The sequence below is a fragment of the Bordetella genomosp. 4 genome (assembly GCF_002261185.1).
Taxonomy (GTDB): domain Bacteria; phylum Pseudomonadota; class Gammaproteobacteria; order Burkholderiales; family Burkholderiaceae_B; genus Bordetella_A.
On sequence record NZ_NEVQ01000013.1, the window covers coordinates 1,129,178 to 1,151,266 of the forward strand.

Here is a 22,089-nt window from a genome sequence, read left to right on the forward strand (position 1 = left end):
ATGTCGCGTGAGGTACCAAGCCAATCCTCTGCGGGCACCGTGAATGACGTGAGCCCGCAGCCCGGCCGTGGGCCAGGAAAGCCGATCCAACCAGCGCCACGTACCACCGGGCGCTGGTTATCGATCGCCTTGCTGCTGATCGTCCTGGACCAGATCACCAAGCTGTATTTCGACTCGGCTTACACATACGGCCAACGCGTCAATGTGCTGCCGATTTTTGATTTCACGTTGATGTACAACCGCGGCGCGGCGTTCAGTTTCCTGGCCTCCGAAGCCGGTTGGCAACGCTGGCTGTTCACCGGACTGGGCATCGTCGCGTCCGTCGTCATTGTCTGGCTGCTACGCCGCAATACGGCGCAGCCGCGCTTTTGCCTGGCGCTGACGTTGATACTGGGCGGCGCACTGGGCAATGTGATCGATCGCGTGGTCTACGGCCACGTCATCGATTTTCTGTTGTTCTACTGGAACGACTGGTACTACCCCGCCTTTAACATTGCCGATGTCTGCATCACCTGCGGTGCAGTGCTGCTGGTACTGGACGAACTGTTGCGCGCACGCAAGCCGCGCAACTGACGCCTGCACAGGTGGCGGTTCTCACCCCGCCTGTGTGTCTGCCGCGGCCTCCCGGCGACGCAACAATTGATGGATATAGGTTCCTGCCTCGGAAATGTCGCGCCGAATGGCGTCCGCCACGCCCTGCGCATCCTGGCGCTGCAACGCATCCAATGCCGCGGCATGGTAGTCCGTCTTTTTCAAATACGGCACATATTCAGGTAATACGATGGTCAGGACAGGACCACATCGCAGCCACAGCGTCTCGATGGCATCCTGGATGATCGGCATGCGCGCCAGCGCATAAATACCGAAATGAAAGCGGCGATGCATCTCCAGATAATGATCTCGCCGTTCCTCATTGATGTGATCCGTCATCTGCGCCAGGTGCTGGCGCAATAACGCAATATCCGAGTCGGTCGCATGGGCCGCGGCCTCGTAGGCGGCGCGTGACTCCAGATCCGCACGCATGATGGTCAACTGCCGAAATTGATCGGGATCGATAGGCGGCACGATTGCGCCGCCTCCCTGCCCCCCCGTGCCACGTTCGAGCACACGCTCCGCGATCAGATGATTCACGGCATCGCGCACAGGCGTCAGGCTGATCCCCAACTCGCCAGCCACGTCGCGCAACAGAATGCGTTGACCCGGCACGAAACGCCCCGCCAGCAACGCGCCCCGTAATTCTGCATACGCCCGGTCCCACAGCGTGTATTTCTCGATTTGCTTCAGGCCGGTTGCGCCCACGTAAAACCCCTTTGTTACAACGAATAGCGAACCCCGATGTTCGCACTGTCGGGCTCGCTTGGCAAATTGCCGATTCCCTATTGTTGTTTGTTATAACGAATGCTAGCATCACAGCAAAACCGCAAGCCAAAAAATCGGCCAACCCCAAGGAGGAGACAACCATGTCCTTGATAAAGAAAGCGTTTTTTGCCGTCGCGTTGACCGCTGCATCCCTGCCGGCCTGGTCAGCCGACGCTTATCCGTCCAGAGATATCCGATTTATCGTGCCTTGGAATGCCGGCGGCTCGAACGACATTGCCGCCCGCGCACTGCAGCAGATCCTGGCAAAAGACGGGTTCAACATCGTGGTGGAAAACGCCCCGGGCGCCACCGGCGCAATTGGCCTGACCAAGGTCGCCAACGCTCCGCCAGACGGTTATGTCATCGGCATGGGCACAAGTTCGACGCTGGCTCAGATTGCCCAGAAAATGACGCCGCTGCGCAACGATCAATTCACTCATATCGCGCGCGTATCGACCGATCCGCTCATCCTGCTGGTACCCGCCTCAAGCCCGACGCAGACGCTGGAGCAGTTCCTCGACTACATGAAGAAGAATCCCGGCAAGGTCTCTATCGGCACGCCAGGCACCAATAATCTGAACCATATTTTTGCGGAGATGACGGCCCGCGTTGCAGGTGTTCCTTACGTCAATGTGCCCTACCCCGGCGGATCCAAGGTCATCGCAGATTTGTCCGGCAAACAAATCCAGGCCGCAGTGCTAAAGCCTTCGGAAAGCCGCGGCCAGATCGAAGCCGGCTACGTCAAGCCCATCGCTGTCTTTGACAACCAGCGCTTGAAGGTCATGCCCGACGTGCCGACGTTCAAGGAAAAAGGCTATGACGTATTCCCTTACGGCCCCTTGGTGCAGATGGCTTATGTCGTTGGCCCCGCCGGTCTGCCCGGCCCGGTACGCGACAAACTCATCCAGGCTTTCGAGACTGCGATCTTGAGCCCCACGTTCAAATCCTTTTCCGAACAGAACGGTTTTCTCGTGGACGGGCTTTCTGGCGACGCCCTGGAAAAAGAAGTATTGGCCGTCCAGAAAACACTGGATGACGTTGGAACCAAAGTCTTCAAAGCAAAATGAGGTCGGATGTGAGCACCATCAAGAAAGTCACCTGCCATGTTGTCAGCGCGCCTGTCGAACGCCCCTTTACCTCGTCGCGCGGATGGTTGTACAGAACGCGCGGCTCATGCATTGTCGAGATCGAAACCACAGACGGCGTCGTCGGCTGGGGCGAATGCTATGGCCCTGCCCAGGTTGCACGCGCCTACATCGACTCGCAATACGGCCCGCGTATTGTCGGACGCGATGCCTTCGATGTGGAGGTGATCTGGGAAGACCTCTACAACCGTATCAAAGACTACGGATCCAAGGGCATGGCGATTTCTGCCCTGAGCGGTATCGACATTGCACTGTGGGACATCATCGGCAAGGTCTGCGGCAAGCCCATTCATAAACTCATTGGTGGCGCTTACCGGACCGAAGTCTCTGCCTATGCGACCGGCTTGTATTTCATCGATATGGACCGGCTCATCGAAGAAGCCGTCGACGAAGCGCGCGGCTACGTGGAAGAAGGCTTCACCGCGATCAAGATGAAAATCGGCCTGGGCTCGCCCAAGCTGGACATCGAACGCGTGGCCGCGGTACGCAAAGCCATCGGCGACGATGTGCGGTTGATGGTGGATGCCAATCATTGTTTCACCGTGCCCGCGGCCATACGCCTGGGGCGCGAGCTGGAACAACTGAATGTGGAATGGTTCGAAGAACCCATTTCGCCCGAAGACGTCGATGGCTATGTCGAAGTCACGCGCGCGCTGGACATGGCTGTCGCGGGCGGCGAAAACGAATTTACCCGATGGGGTTTTCGCGATCTGGTCGTGCGTAAGGCCATGGATATTGTGCAGCCCGACGTCTGCGCCGCCGGGGGCATCAGCGAATGCCGCAAGATCGCCACGCTGGCGGCCGCGCATGGCGTCGAATGCGTGCCCCACGCGTGGGGTTCAGCCATCGGGCTGGCGGCCACGCTGCACTTTTTAGCCGCGTTGCCGGATCAACCGCCGAGCTTTCGCCCCGTGCCGCCACTGCTCGAGTTCGAACAGTGCGAGAACCCGTTCCGCGATCACTTGTCGACCGAACCCATCGTGCAACAAGCCGGCATCGTACAGGTGCCGACCGGCGCGGGGCTGGGTATCGACATACGGCGTGAAATCCTCGACCAATATCGCGTGGTGTGACGACTATGCGATTCGTTTCCTACTATGACGCAGCCGGGCGTATCGTGCCCGGCATACTGCCAGGCGATCCCACCGCCCCTGACGCCTGGGTGGTCAACGTCCGGCATCCCAGCTGCTCAGCCGATTATGCGGACTTGCCGGACACGCTGATGGGCTGGGTCGAATATGGCTTGATCACCGTCGCTCAACGTTTTGTAGGCGCTGCGCCTATCGACAAAAGCGCACGGTTGCCTTTGTCCACGTTGCGCCTGGCTGCCCCTTTGCCTCGCCCCGGCAAGATCGTCGGCGCCGCGTTCAACTACCATGACGCGTTAGCCGAACGCGACATGGCGCCGCCTGCGGAACCGGTGATCTTTGTCAAATCGGGACGCACTGTCATCGGTCCCAATGACGTCATTCGCGTGCTCCCCGATGCGGGCAATGTCACTTATGAGGCCGAGCTCGCCGCCATCATCGGCAAGCCCGCTTTGCGCGTGTCGCGTCAACAAGCCATGGAACATGTGGCCGCCTACACCATCATCAACGATGTCAGCGCCACGACACTGGTCAAAGCCGATGGCGGCTTTGTACGCGGAAAGAATCAGCCTACGTCTGGTCCTCTGGGGCCATGGCTGGTGACACCCGATGAGATCCCGGATCCCTATGCTCTGGATATCCACCTGGATATCGACGGGCGTGTGCTGCAACAGTCGAGCACGCGCAGCATGCTGTTCAACATTGCCGAACTGATTGAGTATGCCTCGGCACGCATGCCTCTGGATCCCGGCGACATCATTGCCACCGGCACGCCCGCCGGTGTCGCGGGCGCCCATCAGCCCCCAGCATGGCTGAAAGCCGGCGATAGTGTGTCGATATCGCTCAGCAAACTCGGCACCTTAAGCAATCCCGTCGCTGCCGGAGCATCACATGACAGCTAAGCCTCGCGTCTTGCTTACCAATCCCATTCATCCCGATATTCAACCCGCGCTCGCGGCGCAGGTTGATCTGGTCGTCGCCCCCGATACGTCCGCGGACACACTGCGTCGATACGTTGCGGACGTACATGGGCTCGTCGTCCGCGCCCAGTTGCCCGCCGATATTTTTGATCATGCGCCCCACCTGCGAGCCGTGGTGCGGCATGGTGTCGGACTCGACATGATCCCCATGGACGCAGCCAACCAACATCGAATCCCGGTTGCCAATGTCCCCGGGTCGAATACCTCTGCGGTGGTCGAGTATTGCGTGGCGGCCATGCTCAATCTGCGCCGGCCGCTAGCCGCCATCGATGCCCGGCTGCGCCATGCCGGCTGGAGCGCTGCTCGGCCATTGGCGGATCACACCGCCGAACTGGACGGCATGACGTGCGGCATCGTAGGTGTGGGCGCAATTGGCGGCCGGCTGGCGCAGACCGCCGCTGGCTTGGGGATGTCGGTGCTGGGCCTGACGCGCCGGCCGGAATCCTTGCCGCCGGGCGTACAGCCCGCGACGCGCGAGGCCTTGTTCGCCAACGCGGACATCATTGTGCTGTGCTGCCCGTTAACCGACGAAACGCGGGGCCTGGCGAATGCCGACATGATCAATAGCATGAAGCCTGGCGCCATCCTCATCAATGTGTCGCGCGGCCCCGTCGTGCAGACCGCTGCGTTGCTGGATGCCTTGCGCCGCGGCCATTTAGGCGGCGCGGCGCTGGATGTCCATGACATTCAACCGCTGCCTGCAGACAGCCCCGCCCTGGACGCCCCGAATCTGCTGCTGACGCCGCACATTGCAGGGATCACCGATTCCAGCATGAGGCGCATGAGCGAAGGCGCGGTTGCCAATCTATTGGCACTCTTGCGCGGCGACGCCGCGTCCAACATCGTCAACCCACATGTGTTGACCTCCTCTCAATCCATCTCCTGAGATCCGTCATGCGAATTGCCGACATACGCGCCGTACCCATCTCCTTTCCTGTTCCCGCTGAAAAATCGGTACGCCTGGGCATCGGCCGCAGCGTCAAGCGCGACGCGGTGCTGGTGCGCGTCGAAACCGACGACGGCCTGGTGGGCTGGGGCGAAGCCCATCACGGACGCTGCCCTGGCGCCATTGCGCGCCTGATCGACACCACGCTGCGCGAACTGGTGCTGGGCATGGACGCTACAGACGTTGCGGGCGTCTGGCATCGCGTCTACAAAATGCAGTTGGCCAGCCATGGCATGGGCGCCGCAGCAGCGCTGGCGCTCAGTGGACTGGACCTGGCGTTGTGGGACATCCGCTGCCAGGCGACCCAATGGCCGCTGTGCCAGTTACTCGGCGGCACGCCCAAGCCGATCAAAGCCTATGCCGGCGGTATCGCGCTGGGATGGCAGGCGCCGGAGTCCCTCGTCGACGAGGCTCGCGCCTTGGTGGAACTGGGCTTTCGTGCGTTGAAACTGCGTGTAGGCGACACAGCGCGCCGTGACGTGGAACGCGTGCGTGCCGTGCGGCAAGCGCTGGGCGACGACATCGATCTGCTGGTAGACGCCAACACGGGATATACCCTGGATGATGTAGGCCGCGTCATGCCCGCCTACGAAGAACTCGGCGTCAGCTGGCTCGAAGAACCCTTTCCCGCCTGGGACAGGCACGCCTATGCCAACGCTGCCCGGCTGGGCCGCGTACCCTTGGCGGCAGGCGAAAACCACTACACCCGATATGAATTCGGCCCATTGTTAGAAGACGGCAGTGTCGGGTTCCTGCAACCGGACCTGTCCAAGACCGGAGGAATCACAGAGGGCATGCGCATCGCCGCCATGGCGTCGGCCCAGAAACTGACGGTCAATCCCCATACATCGGCAACCGCCATCAATATGGCGACCTCGATCCACTATCTGTGCGCGGTCGACAATCCAGGCTATTTCGAAGCCGACGTGACCCAGTTGAACCCGTTTCGCGACCATCTGGCGGACGTGCTGCCCTATCGCCTGGACGCTCAGGGCTGCGTTCAACCGCTGGCCGGCCCGGGGATAGGCTTGCGTCCCGACCCGGATTTCCTCGCCAAACACCCGCTGATCGAAGGGCCTTGCTACGTCTAAGCCCCGCTCGTGCCAGGGGCTGCCGGGCGAGCCGGAGGTTTTTTGCCGCATAATGGCGGAATTCGGAATTTTCATATATCCCCATGCTCGACCTCGCCCGCAAACGCATCGTCCTCGGCCTGACCGGCGGTATTGCTTGCTACAAGATCGCCGAATTGGTGCGGCGCCTGACGGAACAAGGCGCCGTCGTCGACGTCGTCATGACTGAGGCGGCGACGCATTTCATCACGCCGGTCACCATGCAGGCGCTGTCGGGGCGTCCGGTGTTTGTGGACGCATGGGATGCCCGCATTGGCAACAACATGGCGCACATCGAACTGACGCGCGGTGCGGATGCGGTCTTGATCGCCCCCGCCAGCGCCGATTTCATGGCCAAGCTGGTGCACGGCCTGGCCGACGATCTGCTCTCGACGCTGTGTCTGGCACGTGCCTGTCCGCTATTGGTGGCGCCCGCCATGAATCGCGAAATGTGGGCAAATCCGGCGACGCAGCGCAATGTGGCCCAGCTGCGCGCCGATGGCGTCAGTGTGCTGGGCCCGGCATCGGGCGAACAGGCCTGCGGCGAGACCGGCGACGGCCGCATGCTGGAGGCCCACGAGCTCTTGACCGACCTGGTGGCCTTTTTCCAGCCTAAAGTCCTGGCGGGACGCCATATTCTGCTGACGGCCGGCCCGACGTCTGAGCCGGTCGATCCGGTACGCGTATTGAGCAACCGTTCGTCCGGCAAGACGGGTTATGCCCTGGCCCGCGCGGCGCGCGAGGCTGGCGCGCGCGTCACCCTGGTGACAGGGGCGACTGCCCTGCCCTTGCCACGCGGCGTGACGGCCCTCTCGGTCAACACGGCGCGGCAAATGCACGACGCCGTCATGGCCAATGTGCACGACGCCGACGTCTTTATCGCCGTCGCCGCGGTAGCGGACTGGCGGGTAAAAAACGTCAGCGATCAAAAACTGAAGAAGACCAGCGAAGGCGGCGGCGCGCCGGTCATGGAATTCGAGCCTAATCCCGATATTCTGGCCGAGGTGGCCAAGCTGCCCAAGGGACCCTGGTGCGTGGGCTTTGCCGCTGAAACGGAAAAGCTCGCGGAACACGCCGAGGCCAAACGAGTACGCAAAGGCATTCCCTTGCTGGTCGGCAATTTGGCGCACAAAGTCATGGACGCCGACACGACGGAACTGGTGCTTTTTGACGCTCAGGGGTCTCACCCCATGCCGGCGGGATCCAAGCTGGACGCCGCACGCAGGCTCATCGCAGAAATCGCCGCACGGCTGCCTGCGGCCCGGCGATAAGAGCGCCTCACTCTGCACGCGACCTGCCATTCGCCGAGCGTCAGGTACTCGCTCGGCTGGGAAGAACAAGGCGCCCCACTTACAGACGACGCATTACTGCGCCAAGGCAGGCTGAATCGCACGCTCGGCCCATTGCGCCAATGGCAGCGGCGTCGCGCTATCGACGATACGGGCCAGCACGATTTTCATTTGGGCCCATCCGCCACGCTCACTCGGCCAGATGTACGGCGTGACGGGATGCCAAACCCCATCGGCGGCTCGCTCGGCCATGACAAAACGAAAGGTGTAATACCCTGCCATTCCCATGCGCAAATCCGTCACGACCAATCGATCGCCGAGCTCGTCGTAGCGCAGCCAGTCATTGGTGAACCAACGCAAGCGTTCATGCAGGGGCACGCCGTCCAAGACACTTGCCTGTGACACATGCAGCGGCAAGCGCACCATCTCTGGGCGATCGCGATCGAACCAGCCACTGACGGCCTCGTAGTAGTTGTTCGCACCGTCCTTGGCGATGACACGCCACAACAGCGTATTAAAAGGCATCGGCGTTGCCAACACCGCCGTCGGCTGCACGCCCTGCTCCCGCAACGCTTGTTCGACCCGAGCCTCCGCATGCCAACGCCCCGCCAGCGAAATACCGAGATAGGCCGTACTGAACACCAATGCAGCAGCCAGCGCAGTCCGGGCTCGCGCAGTGCACCCGATGACTGCTGCGGCCAGCACCGTCACGACCAACGGCACCGTATACATCGGGTCAATGATGAACACCGCCGACCAGCTCTCGGGAATACGCGCCAACGGCCAGAACAGCTGAGTGCCATACACCGTAAACGCATCCAGCACGGGATGCGTCACCAACACCAGCCAGAGCGTGAGAAACAAGCGCCTGCCACTATAGGGCGCATCCGGCCACTTTTTACGTATCAGCCACGCCAACACCACAGCCAAGGCCGTCAGCACAAACACCGAATGAGAAAACCCTCGGTGAAACGTCATTTGCGACACCGGATCGGCGTAACGCACCAACACGTCCATATCCGGCAACGTGCCCAGCAAAGCGCCGTACAGCAAGGCCTTGCGGCCCTGACTGCGGCCCAGCAATGCGCCCTGGATGCCTGCGCCCAGCACAGCTTGTGTAATTGAATCCATATTTTCAGGATGTTGTTCTAAAAAACGCGGCGCCCGCACGCCGGCTCGCCCGGACCATCCCGTGGCGACAAGCGTTAAGATACCGCACAGATACTTCCGCCTGCTTTCACCGGACAAATCCCATGGCCATTTACGGCGAACCCAAGAACGGCGATTTCGTACGCTATATCGAGACGCTGAATCGGCAGACCGGCAGCCCTGGCCAGGTCTTGCCACGCCAGCGCAATGCCAAGCCGAACGCGCAGCCGGCCGAGACCACACAAGCCGGCACGCCGGAATCGATCTATACCTATGCGCCACGGAATAAACCGACGGCGCCGAGCTATTCGCCAGATTCAGATACCTCGTCAACCGCCTATACGCGCAATGCGTCCCCCGGCTCAACGAGAGAAAGCGACGACGAGCCGGAAACCACTTTAGCGGCGCGCAGCGGTCAGCGGCATCTGTCGCTAGGCCTGGGCATCGCGGGCGCGATCGCATTGTGGAACGCCGTACACAGACTGATCACGGCTATCAATACGCGCAGCCTCGACCTTGACAGCATGGTGCCGATCTTTTTTCTATTGATATGCGCATGGATGCTGTTCAAAGGCGCCCGTGGCGCACGCCGGAAACAGAACAAGCCTCTGGCCAAGCTGCCGCCGCTCACGACCGTCCACATGGGCCGGAAACCGCAGAAATAACGTGACCGAACACGGGGGACGCCCCCCGGACAGTTGGTGCTAACATTTCGGGCCTACGGCCTCAGGGCCAGTTGATTTTACGGAGCGAACGTGAGCCACACCCCAGCCGGATTGACCGCTGCCCAGGCAGCAACGATGCTGACCCTGCAAGACCGCCTCAACAGCATCATCAACCCTGACTGGGTGAATGGAGGCGCACGTTTTCTGCGGGCAGCCTTTGTCGAATCCGCCGAAGCGCTCGAACATCACGGCTGGAAGTGGTGGAAAAAACAGACGATCGATCTGCCCCAGGTGCAAATGGAGCTGATCGACATCCTGCATTTCTATTTATCGCACACGCTCGTATCCGCAGCGGGCTCCGCCCCGGATGCCACGCTCATGCTGGTCGCAGACCTGTCCTCTCCCGAGGCCATTGCGCTGGACGGCCACACCTATCGCCTGCCCGATCTGGATGTGCCTGAACTGCTGGAGCTGATCGGCGGTCTGGCCGTTTGCGGCCGCGCCAGCTATAAAACGCTGGAACACACCATGGCGCGCTGTGAACTGACGTGGCAGGACGCCTTTACGCAATACGTGTCCAAGAACGTGCTGAACCTGTTCCGCCAGGAAAACGGCTACAAGACCGGCACCTACGTCAAAATCTGGCAAGGCGAAGAAGACAACGTCGTCCTCGCTCGCCTGATGTCGGCGCTGGACCCTACCCGTCCGGATTTCGCCGAGGCGCTGCATGCGGGGCTGCAACAGGCCTACGCAGACGCGACGCGTTGATCACAGATCAGCGCCGTAAAGACATTCCTCTATGCCGGCCTGTCCCGGCACATTCGGGGAACACCGTCACCCTTTGATCACCAACGTTCTCGCGCAAACGCGGTTTCAGGCTGTCTTGCCCCGCCCGTTTGAGTCAGGCCAGCCGGAATCGCTTCGGATCAATCCGCCTCGATCACCGTCTGCAGGAATTGCTGCGTGCGTTCTTCTTTGGGGTTGGAGAACAGCACGCTGGATTCAGCGTCCTCGACGATGTTGCCCTGATCGAAAAACAGCGTGCGATCCGAGCTGCGTTCGGCGAAACCCATCTGGTGCGTCACGATGATCATCGTCATCGTGCGCTTGGCAGCGAGGTCCCGCAAAATCTGCAAGATCCCGCCGACAAGCTCCGGATCCAGCGCCGACGTGACCTCGTCGAACAGCATGATTTCCGGATGCATGGCCAGGGCGCGCGCAATCCCCACGCGCTGCTTCTGTCCACCAGAAAGCTGGGCAGGATAAGCATCGAGCTTGTCGCCGAGACCCACGAGTTCCAGGTATTCCTTTGCGCGTTGCGCAGCCTCGTCACGAGGCACGCCGGACACATGGACAGGCGCCTCCATGACATTACCCAGCGCGGTCTTGTGCGGGAATAGATTGAAGTGTTGAAACACCATGCCGATCTTGCCGCGCACCCGCCGCACATGCGCCGAATTCGGCCCCATCTCGCGTCCCTGCGCATCGGTCCACATCGACTCATCATCAATCAGAATTTCGCCGCTGGTGGGGCGATCCAGCGTCATCAACAATCTCAGCAAGGTCGACTTTCCCGAGCCTGATGGCCCGATGACCGACACGGTCTGCCCGGCAGGAATCTCCAGATCGATGCCGCGCAACACCTCCAACTCGCCATAACGTTTGCATAGCTGATTCAGGCGAATGCTCGCGCTCATCTTGATCCTCCAAATTTTTTCAACCACGCCTCCAGGCGCCGGACGCCCCAGGCGGCAATCAGGCTCAAGAGCAAAAACAGCAGCCCGACGAGCGTCAACGGCTCGGTATAGCGAAACGTCGCCGAGCCGATGATTTTGCTTTGCTGCAGCAACTCGACCACCGTGATCGCCGACAGCAGCGGCGTGTCTTTAAACATCGCGACGAGATAATTTCCCAACGCAGGCACCACTGGAGGGATCGCTTGCGGCAGAACCACCCCAACCGCCGTGCGCCACGGCGACAGATTCAACGCTGTAGCCGCCTCGATCTGTCCACGCGGCACCGACTCGATACCGGCGCGATAGACCTCGGCGCAATAGGCCGCGTAATGTACGCCCAGCGCCAGAATGCCTGTGACCAATGGCGACAACTGCACGCCGCTTTGCGGCAACACATAAAACAGAAAATACATCTGCACCAGCAACGGCGTGCTGCGCACGAACTCGATCAACACCGCAACCGGCGCCGAGATCCAACGCGAACGCATACGCCGCAGCATGGCCAGCACCAGTCCCAGCACGACGGCCAACGCCATGCCGAGTACGGTCGCCTGTATCGTGATGATCAACGCCGAGCCCAAGGCCGGCAGAATTTCCCAGGCAAATGCCCAATCGAAAATAGGAGTCATCGGACGCGAAACCTCCGCTCCAGCAAGCGGATGCCCGCCGTGATCACCAACGCCACGGCAAAATACAACAGCAGCAGCAAGAGAAATATCTCAGTCGTACGCAAGGTCTCCGCCCGCAACATCTGACCGCGGAAAGTGAGATCGGTAATCGTGATCAACGACACCAGCGCCGTATTTTTCAGCAGTTCAATCAGCAAATTGCCCGCGGGCGGCAACATCGCGGGAAACGCCTGCGGCAGCACGATACGGCGCAGGGTTTGTGCAGACGTCATATTCAATGCCACCGCAGCCTCGCGCTGGCCGGGCGCCACTGCCAAAATTGCCCCGCGCACCACCTCGGCGCCATACGCGCCCGCATTCGCCGCCAGCACCACAATGCCCACCGTCACGGCAGGCAATTTCAAACCGAACAACGGCAGCACGTAATAAAACCAGAACAACTGCACCAAGGCAGAAGTCCCCCGGAATATCTCGACATAGACCAGCGCGATGGCGCTGACGATGCGATGCGTAGACAAGCGCGCCAGGCCGGCCGCAAGCGCCAACGGGACGGCCAGCAACGCCGCCCCTGCCGTGATACGCAACGTCATCCATAAGCCGTCGAGCAACGGCGGCAATAGCGCGGCGAACCCTTCCATCGAAAAAGCCACGCCTTATTTACCGGCGGCCGGTTCACCAGCGCAGAGCTTGGCCGCCGTCACATCGCCGGGCAATTCCGCTTTGGTAAAGCCGAACGGCTCAACGATCTTGGCGTGTTCTTCGGTGCCGATGAATTTGGCCAGCTCGGCGTTAAAGGCATCCACAAACGCCTGATCATCTTTGCGGAATGCAAACGCGCCGTAGCCCCGCACGCTCTTGCCATCGATCACAGGATCGGTGAAAGGCTCGGCTTTTTCCAGATCGCCGGCAGCCGTCTTATTCATCAGATCATTTATCGTCATCGCCGTCGCGGCATAGGCGTCGGCGCGTCCTGCCTGCACCCCGGACAGTGCACTCACCACATCCGGAAACACCACGACGCGGTCAAGGGGAATATCCATCTTGCGGGCGTACTCGCTCTGAATGGCGCCTACGACCACGCCCAGTTTCGTATCGTCCTGTTTGACGAGGTCTTCGTAGCTGTGCAGTTTCTTGGGGTTTCCTTTTTGCACCAGGAACGACTCGCCCACACCGTAGGTCGGGTTCGAAAACGCCGCCTGCTGACAGCGCTCCGGCGTGACGTACATCCCTGCGGCAATGATGTCGAAACGTTTGGCTTGCAAGCCCGGGATCAACGATCCGAACTCGGTCAACACGCCTTCAACTTCGTTGATGCCCATACGTTTGAGCACCACGCGCGCAATCTCGACGGCCTCGCCAGTAATGCGATTGGAATTGCTATCCATGTATGCGTAAGGCGCTTCGTTCGCATAGCCGATGCGTATGGTGCCCGCGGCTTTGGCGGCCTCCAGCGTGCTTTGCGCCGCTGGCGGATTATTGGCGGCAGAGGGTTTGGCGGCAGAGTCATCGGAGTCCGAATCGGAGCATGCCGCCATCAATCCAAGACTCAGCGCCAATACGGCCCATTTGGTCGTCTTCAGAATGTGTGTCATGCGAGGCTCCCTTTCAGAATATTATGGACAGAACTAATTCACACGAAATAGTACGTCAATTAATCATTTCAACACAAAGTATATGATGACAAAAATCGCATGCGCGCCCCTCGCCTTCAGGGGCGACGCGCGACAAAGTAAAAAAACACGGCAGCGCTGGTTCGCTGCCGTGTTCAATGGGTAAAAAACATTAAGCCGCCTGTCAGGCGGCAGGACACTGCCTATCGCTTATTGCGCGTAAGAAAACCGCCCATCGCGAATCACCCCCATCACGCGGGCGCGCTCATCAAAGCCCTGGTGATCGGTCTTGGAAATATTCAGCACCCCATTGGGGACCACCAATTCCCGCGTGTTTTCCAACGCGTCGCGCAACGCCGCACGGAACTCGGGCGTCCCCGGCTTGGCGCCCGTTTTCAAGGCACGACCCACTGCAGAATCCAGCAGCATCCACGCTCCGTATGCATCCCCCGCAAACTGCGTCAGGCTGTTGGGGCCGTGCTGAGCCTCATACTTGTCTGCAAAGGCCACCGCCACTGATTTAACGGGGTTGCTGTCCGGCAGTTCTCGCGCCACCACGCCAGGCCCCGTGGGGAACAACGTGCCTTCGACGTCTTTACCGCCCACTTGCAGGAACTCCAGCGTGCCGATGCCATGGGTCTGATAAATGGGGCCTTTGTAGCCACGCTCGATCAAGGTTTTTTGCGGCAGCGCCGCGGGCGTGCCCGAACCGGCGATCAGGACCGCATCTGGCTTTGCCGCCATGGCTTTGAGCACCTGTCCCATCACCGAAGCATCAGTACGCTGAAAGCGTTCTTGAGCGACGACTTTGATATCGTTGCCGGCGGCCTTGTTGAATTCGGCCCACCAGCTATCGCCGTAGGAGTCGGCAAACCCGATAAACGCTACATTTTTGATGCCTTTTGCGCGCATATCATCCACTAGCGCCGACGCCATCAGCGAGTCGTTTTGCGGCATCTTGAAGGCCCAGCGGCGCTTGGGATCATCGGCAGGCTCGACAATGACCGCCGAGGCAGCGAGAGCGACCATAGGTGTACCGGTCTCAGCCAGAACATCCAGGCCAGCCAGGGCGGACGCCGTGATGTTGGGGCCGACAATCGCGTCGACCTTGTCCTCGGAGGTCAGCTTTCGGAAATTCTTTACCGCCCGGCTCACGTCCGTACCGTCATCCAGAACGACGTACCGTGCGGGCTCCCCTCCTAACGTCGCCGGCCACAGGCGGATGGCATTATTGGTCTGAATACCAATCGCAGCGGCGGGTCCAGTCGACGAGATATCGACCCCGATGACGACTTCGGCCTGAGCGGACCAAGACAGCAAAGGCGCAATAGTGGCGGCCAACGCAGCCAGGCGCAATAAAGGATTAGGCATGAGGGAGTCCAGCAGAGTAGTGAAAAATAATGAATGGATGCGCATCCGTGCCACGGATGATATTCAAAACAAGCCATTATTTTGCCGGAACCTGATTGTCGCGCCGAGACACGTCCGTCAGATGGTGAATTAGGACGCATTGAAAGCCACTGAAATCGGAACTGTCGGCAATGATGAAGCCCCGCCGGTATCAGGTAGCTTAAAAGCAAAATGCCAGCGCTAGCGCTGGCATTTCGTCTGGCTGGCAGATAAGCCAGATCAGCGGCGTATAACGCGGCAAGAGGAGATGATCGGATGCGCCTGGCGGGCCTCATCCATACCGTGCAGTATTTCTCCGATGGCTTCCAGGAAATGGGTCACGCCATCCCGAAAACCACGCCAACCGCTTGGCGCTCCACCGGCCGGTTTGCCCGGCGGCGTAGCTCTGCTTGTGGAAACTTCCATGACCTACTCCTTGAGAAGAATGAAAGGGAACCACAAGAGTCATCTTACGCTCGGTCTTGTTGCAGCACAACATAGAACCGAATCCACTATGGCAAACCAGCAACACCACGGGGAATTATGATTTTTTGCAACGCAGCAAAAATGGATAGCGCCGCTATTCCAGACGATCCAGATCGACGCGCAACGCGCGATTTAGCGGCGTCGCAACCTTGACCCGCAGATCATTGCTGTGAGCACGCAAGATCTCGCGCTTGACGTCCAGGATCTGCTGGGAATGCATGGAAAACTCGGTCAGGCCGAGCCCCAGCAACAGGCGTGTCAGGCGGGCGTCTCCGGCCATTTCGCCGCATACCGCCACAGGCTTGCCCATACGGGCGCCGACGTTGATCGTATTAGCGATCAGCCGCAATACGGCGGGATGGAGAGGGTCATACAGACTCGCCACGTCGTGATCTCCCCGGTCGACCGCCAGGGTGTACTGGATCAAGTCGTTGGTGCCGATGGACAGGAAATCCAGGGCCTCGGCAAAGGGCTCGATCGCAATCGCTGTGGCGGGAACCTCGACCATGGCGCCGACTTCGATCCGATCGGCGTAAGACTGGCCGCGTGCATCCAGTTCCCGTTTGGCCGCCTCGATGGCGGCGAATGCTGCTCGGACCTCGTGCATATGCGCCACCATGGGCAGCAGCAGCCGGACATGGCCATGCGCCGACGCCCGCAAAATGGCGCGCAATTGCGTCGCGAACATGTCCGGATGCGCCAGGCAGTAGCGGATCGCCCTCAGCCCGAGCGCAGGATTCATTGCGACGGTAGCTTCTTCGTCCAGGGTTTTGTCGGCGCCTATGTCCAGCGTGCGGATCGTCACCGGCCGCCCCGCCATGGTCCGCACGACGGAGGAATAAGCCTGGTACTGTTCTTCTTCGTTGGGCAGCGTCTGGCGTCCCATGAACAGAAATTCGCTGCGGAACAGTCCTATGCCATGAGCGCCGGCAGCCAACGCAGCCTCGGCTTCATCGGGCAATTCGATATTGGCATGGAGCACGATTTCGATGCCGTCCAGCGTGACGGCGGGTTCATCGCGCAACAGCGCCAGCGCGGCGCGCTCGGCAGCGTAAGCCACTTGACGGTCGCGGTATTCCTGCAGCATGCGTGGCGAAGGATTGACCAGCACCGCGCCCGTAGCGCCGTCCACCACCACCGTGTCGCCATCGCGCACCAGCTCGCGCACGTGGCCCAATGCAACGACTGCCGGCACGCCCATGCTGCGCGCCACAATCGCGGTGTGCGATGTCGGCCCGCCCAGGTCCGTGACGAAAGCCGCAAAACGGCCGCCACGCAAACGCAGCATATCGGCCGGAGAAATATCGTGCGCCACGACGATCAAAGGATCGTCGCCGTCCAGACTCCCTGCATCGGGCAAGATCACCGGATTGCCCGACAAGACTTGCAGCACCCTCTCGATCACCTGACGCACATCGGCGCCACGCTCGCGCAGATACTCGTCCTCCATGGCCTCGAATTGCTCGCCCAGAATCTGACCTTGCGCGGCCAACGCCCATTCTGCGTTGTAATGGCGCTCGCTGATCAGTGCGCGGGTCTGCTCGGCCAACAACGGATCGGCCAACAACAGGCAGTGCACGTTCAACATGGCGCCCAGTTCGCGCGGCGCATCCGCCGGCAGGCTATCGGCCATTTTCTGCAGATCTGCCAGAGCGACGGTCAGCGCTTGCGTCAGGCGTTCGCTTTCTGCGGCGACGTCTTCCGGAGCAATACGATAGTGAGCGACCTCAAGCGAGGCGGCCCCCATCACCACTGCACGTCCTATCGCGTATCCCCGCGCCACGCCCTTGCCCTGCAAGGCGACCACGGCACTACCGACGGCAGCAGGAGGCGCAGTCATAGGACATTCCAGGCTGGTGTTATTCGTGCTCACCGAATTTGCTGTCGAACAGGTTCTGAATTTCAGAAAGCGCCTGGTCGGCATCGCCCCCCGAGGCCTCTAGACGTACGGTAATCCCCTTGCCTGCAGCCAGCATCATGACGCCCATGATGCTTTTGGCGTTGACACGCTGCGCACCGCGGGAAATGAAGATTTCACTGCCGAACTTGCTGGCCAATTGTGTCAATTTGGCGGCAGCTCGCGCGTGCAGGCCCAGCTTGTTGGAGATGGTGATGTCAGAAATCGGCATAGAGTCAGTCTACCTGTAAACAACCTTGCACGCCGCCAGCCAATGCCTTGGCGCGCGTCTGCGCCAAGCCTTGATCACGCGAGGTCAGGGCCCGCAACAACATCGAAGTATTCAATCCTGCTACCACACAGCATTGCGTGCCCAGCGCCTGGGCCTCTGCCACTGCACGCTTGGCGATATTGGCAGGGGTGGCGCCAATCAAATCGGTCAGCACCAACACCCCCTGCCCCTCATCGGCAGCCCGGATGTCGCGCAATAGGGATGGCACCTGTTCCTCGGGCATATCCTCCGGCTGGATATCATGCACCGACATGCGGTTGCCCGCCTCGCCCAGCACGTGAACGGCAAACTCACGCATCGCCTCGCCCAACGGCGCGTGCACGACAATGACAATACCCGTCATGACAGAACCTTTATGCCACCGCGCGTTCGAGGGCCGCTGCGAACATGTCGGCCACGTCAAACCCGGTTTGCTCGGCGATCTCCACGAAACAGGTCGGGCTGGTGACGTTGACTTCGGTCACATAATCGCCGATGACGTCCAGTCCGACCAAGAGCAGACCGCGTGCAGCCAGCTTCGGGCCGACCTGTGCGGCGATCTCTGCGTCACGCGCCGACAGCGGCTGCGCCACGCCCCGGCCGCCAGCGGCCAGATTGCCGCGCGTTTCGCCCGCCAAAGGAATGCGCGCCAGCGAATACGGCACCGCCTCGCCGCCTATCAGCAAGATGCGCTTGTCGCCCTGGACGATCTCTGGAATGTAGCGCTGCGCCATGATGGTGCGCTCGCCATTGTCGGTGAGCGTTTCGAGAATGGCGTTCAGATTGGGCTCAACGGCCTGCAGGCGGAATATACCCGTGCCGCCCATGCCATCCAGCGGCTTGACGATGACGTCCTGATGCTTGGCGTGAAAAGCCTTGATCCGCTGCATGTCGCGCGTCACCAACGTGGGCGCTGCCAAATCGGCGAACTCGGTGATCGCCAATTTTTCCGGGTGATTACGGATTGCTGCCGCGTCGTTAAAGACCTTGGCGCCCTGGGCCTGGGCATACTCCAGCATATGCGTCGAATAGACGTACTCCATGTCGAATGGAGGGTCTTTGCGCATCAGCACAGCGCCGAACTGCGACAGCGGCACGTCGCGTGCCTCGCCGCTGTCACGCCACCAATCATGGCCGTGCAGATCGGCGCCTTCGACCAGCTCGATCGCGGTGCTGCGCGCCAGCACAACGCCCGCGTCGATGAACAGGTCACCCTGTAATGCCACGCTGAGCGTATGGCCGCGCGCGACCAGCGCGCGCATCATGGCAACCGAACTATCCTTGTAGGCCTTCAGGCGCGGCAAGGGGTCAATAACGAATAAGACATGCATAGAGATATCCCGGTCGCGCGTGGAACACACCCCCACGCGCCATACCGCCATCGTAGCGTAAATGACCCGCCCGCGCCGGGCGGCTTGACGATCTTTTTGCGGCGACACGGTCAGCCGCGCATAGCGGCTGGCCGTGGGCCAAAGCATCCTCAACCGGCGGCGTCAGCCTTGCCGGGCGTGCTCTTTTTGCGAGGAGCAAGCACCATGACCATCTGACGGCCCTCGAGCTTGGGCATGGCCTCGACCTGGGCCAACTCGGTCAGATCGTCGCGCACACGTTCGAGAACGCGCATGCCGAGCTCTTGGTGAGCCATTTCGCGGCCGCGGAACCGCAGCGTGACCTTGGCCTTGTCGCCTTCTTCCAGGAAGCGGCGCAGGTTGCGCAGCTTGACCTGGTAGTCGCCTTCGTCGGTCGCCGGACGGAATTTGACTTCCTTGACCTGGATGACCTTTTGTTTGGCGCGAGCTTCGGCTTGGCGCTTTTGTTCCTGGTACTTGAACTTACCGTAGTCCATCAGACGGCAGACTGGAGGATCCGCGTTGGGCGCGATTTCGACCAGATCCACGTCGGCTTGTTCGGAAAGACGGAACGCTTCGGCGAGCTTTACGATGCCCAGCTGTTCTCCGTCCAGACCTATCAGGCGCACCTCGGGGACACGGATCTCACCGTTGATGCGATTGGCTTTTTCAGTGGCGATGTTGACAACTCCTAAAAGATTTAAGCAGCACTGCTATCGGTATTGACGACGTCCCGGCGGGCGGCGACGTCTTGGGTCAAGCGGTCGGAGAAGGCCTCCAGCGTAATGACGCCGAGGTCCAGCCCGCCCAGACCACGCACCGCAACAGTGCCATTCTGCTTTTCCTTGTCGCCCACGACAAGGATATATGGCACCTTTTGCAGGCTGTGCTCGCGGATTTTACGGGTGATTTTTTCACCACGCAAATCGGACTGCACCCTAAAGCCTTGTTTTTTAAGGTTTTGCGTGATTTCCGCCGCATATTCGGCCGACGGCTCGGAAATACAACACACGACGGCCTGCACCGGGGCCAGCCAGGGCGGCATCGCACCGGCGTGGTTTTCGATCAGCATACCAATAAAACGCTCGAGCGAACCGAGGATAGCCCGGTGCAGCATCACCGGCGGACGGCGCTGATCCTGCTGGTCGACGTATTCCGCGCCCAAGCGGACAGGCATGGAAAAATCGACTTGAATCGTGCCGCACTGCCAATGACGGCCGATCGCGTCTTTCAGCGTGTACTCGATCTTGGGACCGTAGAACGCGCCCTCCCCGGGAGAAATCTCGAACTCGCAACCGGTGCGGCGCAGGCTTTCCATGAGCGCCGTTTCCGCCTTGTCCCAGACTTCGTCGGTGCCGATGCGTTTCTCGGGGCGTGTCGCGACCTTGTACAGCACCTCGGTAAAACCGAAATCGCGGTACACCTTTTGCAAGAGTGCCGTGAAATCGGCGCATTCGTCCTGCAATTGGTCTTCGGTACAGAAAATATGGCCGTCATCTTGCGTAAACCCGCGCACGCGCATCATGCCGTGCAAGGAACCGGAGGGCTCATTGCGATGGCATTGGCCGAATTCGCCGTAGCGCAAAGGCAGCTCGCGATAGGAGTGCAAGCCCGCGTTGAAGATCTGCACATGGCCCGGGCAGTTCATCGGCTTGAGGCCATACACGCGGTTTTCGGACTCGGTCGTGAACATGTTTTCACGATAGTTGTCCCAGTGGCCGGTCTTTTTCCAGAGCGAAATGTCGAGAATCTGCGGGGCCTTGACCTCTTGGTAGCCGTTGTCCTGGTAGACCTTGCGCATGTATTGCTCGACTTGCTGCCACAACGCCCAGCCTTTGGGGTGCCAGAAAATCAGCCCCGGCGCCTCGTCCTGGAAGTGGAACAGATCCAGTTCACGGCCGATCTTGCGATGGTCGCGGCGCTCGGCTTCTTCGAGCATGTGCAGATAGGCGTCTTGCTCGTCTTTCGTCGCCCAGGCGGTGCCGTAGATGCGCTGAAGCATCTCGTTGTTGCTATCGCCGCGCCAATAGGCGCCCGCGACCTTCATGAGCTTGAAGACTTTCAGCTTGCCCGTAGACGGGACGTGAGGCCCGCGGCACAGATCGATGAAATCGCCCTCGCGGTAGAGGCTGAGCGTCTCGTTGGACGGGATCGAGGCGATGATCTCAGCCTTGTAGTCCTCGCCGATGCTCTTGAAAAAAGCGACCGCGTCGTCGCGCGTCCATTCCTCGCGCGTCACGATCTCGTCCTTGCGGGCGAGCTCGGTCATCTTTTTCTCGATAGCCGCCAGATCCTCAGGCGTAAAGGGACGCTTGTAGGAAAAGTCGTAATAAAAGCCGTTTTCGATGACCGGACCTATCGTGACCTGCGCATCGGGAAACAAGGACTTGACCGCATACGCCAGCAAGTGCGCTGTCGAGTGACGGATCAAATCCAGGCCGTCGGGGTCCTTGGCCGTGACGATGGCCAGTTGAGCATCCTGATCAATGCGAAAACTCGTGTCGACCAGCTTGGCCTCGCTGCCAGGCAGCGTAACACGGCCGCCCAGCGCGGCCTTGGCCAGCCCGGTGCCGATGGACTGCGCAACCTCGGCGACCGTGACCGGTGCCGGGAACTGACGCTGCGAACCATCGGGCAATGTGATCTGTACCATCGAAAATTTCCTGGGGGAAGAAACAACAAACGCGGCTATCGGCCGCGTTTTGTCTGGTTGCTTGTTTGGGGCCTGCCGTCTACCTGACGAGAACCCGACGCTGAATAAAACTAACGCGGCATGGGGCGGAAGTTTCCGGTCGTAGTTCGTGTCGGGCGAATAATCATGTGCTGGCCACCTGAGGCGGGCACGCAAAAACGGGAACAACAATCATCGGGCGCGTGCCTGGATTCCCTATTGTATCACTCGACATCCAACAATACTTAACTTCAGATAGGTCTTATTTATCGGTCAATTCAGGCGCTGCGCCTCAGGTCTGCATCGTTTTGGATAAGGTCA

Annotated in this window: 23 protein-coding genes; 9 read left to right on the forward strand and 14 right to left on the reverse strand. The window is 60.4% G+C overall.

Going from position 1 to position 22,089, the window contains the following annotated elements:
* Complete coding sequence (gene lspA / locus CAL20_RS15540) at positions 1-573, forward strand: signal peptidase II (protein ID WP_094838304.1); 573 nt, start codon at positions 1-3, stop codon at positions 571-573.
* Positions 574-594: 21 nt separating this feature from the next.
* On the opposite strand, the gene CAL20_RS15545 is transcribed toward lspA, so the two are convergent.
* Positions 595-1,299 carry a GntR family transcriptional regulator gene (locus CAL20_RS15545; protein ID WP_094821971.1) on the reverse strand — a complete coding sequence of 235 codons (705 nt, stop codon included), beginning with the start codon at positions 1,297-1,299 and terminating at the stop codon, positions 595-597.
* 161 nt (positions 1,300-1,460) lie between these two features.
* Between CAL20_RS15545 and CAL20_RS15550 the strand changes: the two genes are divergently transcribed.
* The 6 genes from CAL20_RS15550 (at position 1,461) to coaBC (ending at position 7,898) form a co-directional block, all read left to right on the forward strand.
* The gene (locus CAL20_RS15550) at positions 1,461-2,426 is read left to right on the forward strand and encodes a Bug family tripartite tricarboxylate transporter substrate binding protein (RefSeq protein ID WP_094821972.1); all 966 of its coding nucleotides are present in this window, start codon (positions 1,461-1,463) and stop codon (positions 2,424-2,426) included.
* Positions 2,427-2,434: 8 nt separating this feature from the next.
* Positions 2,435-3,577 carry a mandelate racemase/muconate lactonizing enzyme family protein gene (locus CAL20_RS15555; RefSeq protein ID WP_094822134.1) on the forward strand — a complete coding sequence of 381 codons (1,143 nt, stop codon included), beginning with the start codon at positions 2,435-2,437 and terminating at the stop codon, positions 3,575-3,577.
* Between the two features lie 5 nt (positions 3,578-3,582).
* Positions 3,583-4,494, forward strand: a complete 912-nt coding sequence (locus CAL20_RS15560; protein ID WP_256981527.1) for a fumarylacetoacetate hydrolase family protein — start codon at positions 3,583-3,585, stop codon at positions 4,492-4,494.
* Positions 4,484-5,458 (forward strand): NAD(P)-dependent oxidoreductase, encoded by a 975-nt coding sequence (locus CAL20_RS15565; RefSeq protein WP_094838305.1) that lies wholly within the window; start codon positions 4,484-4,486, stop codon positions 5,456-5,458. The genes CAL20_RS15560 and CAL20_RS15565 overlap by 11 nt, the downstream gene beginning before the upstream one ends.
* A gap of 8 nt (positions 5,459-5,466) precedes the next feature.
* Positions 5,467-6,609 carry a mandelate racemase/muconate lactonizing enzyme family protein gene (locus CAL20_RS15570; RefSeq protein WP_094838306.1) on the forward strand — a complete coding sequence of 381 codons (1,143 nt, stop codon included), beginning with the start codon at positions 5,467-5,469 and terminating at the stop codon, positions 6,607-6,609.
* Between the two features lie 83 nt (positions 6,610-6,692).
* Positions 6,693-7,898 carry a bifunctional phosphopantothenoylcysteine decarboxylase/phosphopantothenate--cysteine ligase CoaBC gene (gene coaBC / locus CAL20_RS15575; protein ID WP_094838307.1) on the forward strand — a complete coding sequence of 402 codons (1,206 nt, stop codon included), beginning with the start codon at positions 6,693-6,695 and terminating at the stop codon, positions 7,896-7,898.
* Between the two features lie 93 nt (positions 7,899-7,991).
* Here coaBC and CAL20_RS15580 read toward each other — a convergent pair whose 3' ends face one another.
* Positions 7,992-9,047, reverse strand: coding sequence for a metal-dependent hydrolase (locus tag CAL20_RS15580; RefSeq protein WP_094838308.1), 1,056 nt, complete (start codon positions 9,045-9,047; stop codon positions 7,992-7,994).
* Positions 9,048-9,169: 122 nt separating this feature from the next.
* Between CAL20_RS15580 and CAL20_RS15585 the strand changes: the two genes are divergently transcribed.
* Together CAL20_RS15585 and CAL20_RS15590 are read left to right on the forward strand one after the other, a co-directional pair.
* Positions 9,170-9,730 (forward strand): hypothetical protein, encoded by a 561-nt coding sequence (locus CAL20_RS15585; RefSeq protein WP_094838309.1) that lies wholly within the window; start codon positions 9,170-9,172, stop codon positions 9,728-9,730.
* Between the two features lie 135 nt (positions 9,731-9,865).
* Positions 9,866-10,498, forward strand: a complete 633-nt coding sequence (locus CAL20_RS15590; RefSeq protein WP_179266688.1) for a dUTPase — start codon at positions 9,866-9,868, stop codon at positions 10,496-10,498.
* 158 nt (positions 10,499-10,656) lie between these two features.
* Here the strand turns inward: CAL20_RS15590 and ehuA are convergent, their stop codons facing one another.
* From ehuA to thrS, 12 genes are all read right to left on the reverse strand, one after another.
* Positions 10,657-11,427, reverse strand: coding sequence for an ectoine/hydroxyectoine ABC transporter ATP-binding protein EhuA (ehuA, locus tag CAL20_RS15595; RefSeq protein ID WP_094821979.1), 771 nt, complete (start codon positions 11,425-11,427; stop codon positions 10,657-10,659).
* Entirely contained in the window at positions 11,424-12,095 is a 672-nt protein-coding gene (ehuD, locus tag CAL20_RS15600) for an ectoine/hydroxyectoine ABC transporter permease subunit EhuD (RefSeq protein WP_094838310.1), read from the reverse strand. The genes ehuA and ehuD overlap by 4 nt, the downstream gene beginning before the upstream one ends.
* Positions 12,092-12,733, reverse strand: a complete 642-nt coding sequence (ehuC, locus tag CAL20_RS15605; RefSeq protein ID WP_094838311.1) for an ectoine/hydroxyectoine ABC transporter permease subunit EhuC — start codon at positions 12,731-12,733, stop codon at positions 12,092-12,094. Before ehuC ends, ehuD begins: the two co-directional genes overlap by 4 nt.
* Positions 12,734-12,748: 15 nt before the next feature.
* A complete protein-coding gene (gene ehuB / locus CAL20_RS15610) occupies positions 12,749-13,687 on the reverse strand; it encodes an ectoine/hydroxyectoine ABC transporter substrate-binding protein EhuB (RefSeq protein WP_094821982.1) in 939 nt (312 codons plus the stop codon).
* A 228-nt stretch (positions 13,688-13,915) separates the two neighbouring features.
* Positions 13,916-15,076, reverse strand: coding sequence for an ABC transporter substrate-binding protein (locus CAL20_RS15615; protein ID WP_094838312.1), 1,161 nt, complete (start codon positions 15,074-15,076; stop codon positions 13,916-13,918).
* A 258-nt stretch (positions 15,077-15,334) separates the two neighbouring features.
* On the reverse strand, positions 15,335-15,520 hold the full coding sequence (locus CAL20_RS25495) for a hypothetical protein (protein ID WP_143277074.1): 186 nt from the start codon (positions 15,518-15,520) through the stop codon (positions 15,335-15,337).
* Positions 15,521-15,674: 154 nt separating this feature from the next.
* Positions 15,675-17,420, reverse strand: a complete 1,746-nt coding sequence (ptsP, locus tag CAL20_RS15620; protein WP_254924117.1) for a phosphoenolpyruvate--protein phosphotransferase — start codon at positions 17,418-17,420, stop codon at positions 15,675-15,677.
* A gap of 19 nt (positions 17,421-17,439) precedes the next feature.
* Entirely contained in the window at positions 17,440-17,709 is a 270-nt protein-coding gene (locus CAL20_RS15625; RefSeq protein ID WP_094821983.1) for an HPr family phosphocarrier protein, read from the reverse strand.
* Positions 17,710-17,713: 4 nt separating this feature from the next.
* Positions 17,714-18,112 (reverse strand): PTS sugar transporter subunit IIA, encoded by a 399-nt coding sequence (locus CAL20_RS15630; RefSeq protein WP_094821984.1) that lies wholly within the window; start codon positions 18,110-18,112, stop codon positions 17,714-17,716.
* Between the two features lie 10 nt (positions 18,113-18,122).
* The gene (gene gshB / locus CAL20_RS15635; protein ID WP_094821985.1) at positions 18,123-19,079 is read right to left on the reverse strand and encodes a glutathione synthase; all 957 of its coding nucleotides are present in this window, start codon (positions 19,077-19,079) and stop codon (positions 18,123-18,125) included.
* Between the two features lie 149 nt (positions 19,080-19,228).
* Entirely contained in the window at positions 19,229-19,777 is a 549-nt protein-coding gene (gene infC, locus CAL20_RS15640; protein ID WP_094821986.1) for a translation initiation factor IF-3, read from the reverse strand.
* A 20-nt stretch (positions 19,778-19,797) separates the two neighbouring features.
* Entirely contained in the window at positions 19,798-21,750 is a 1,953-nt protein-coding gene (thrS, locus tag CAL20_RS15645) for a threonine--tRNA ligase (protein WP_094821987.1), read from the reverse strand.
* Between the last annotated feature and the right edge of the window lie 339 nt (positions 21,751-22,089).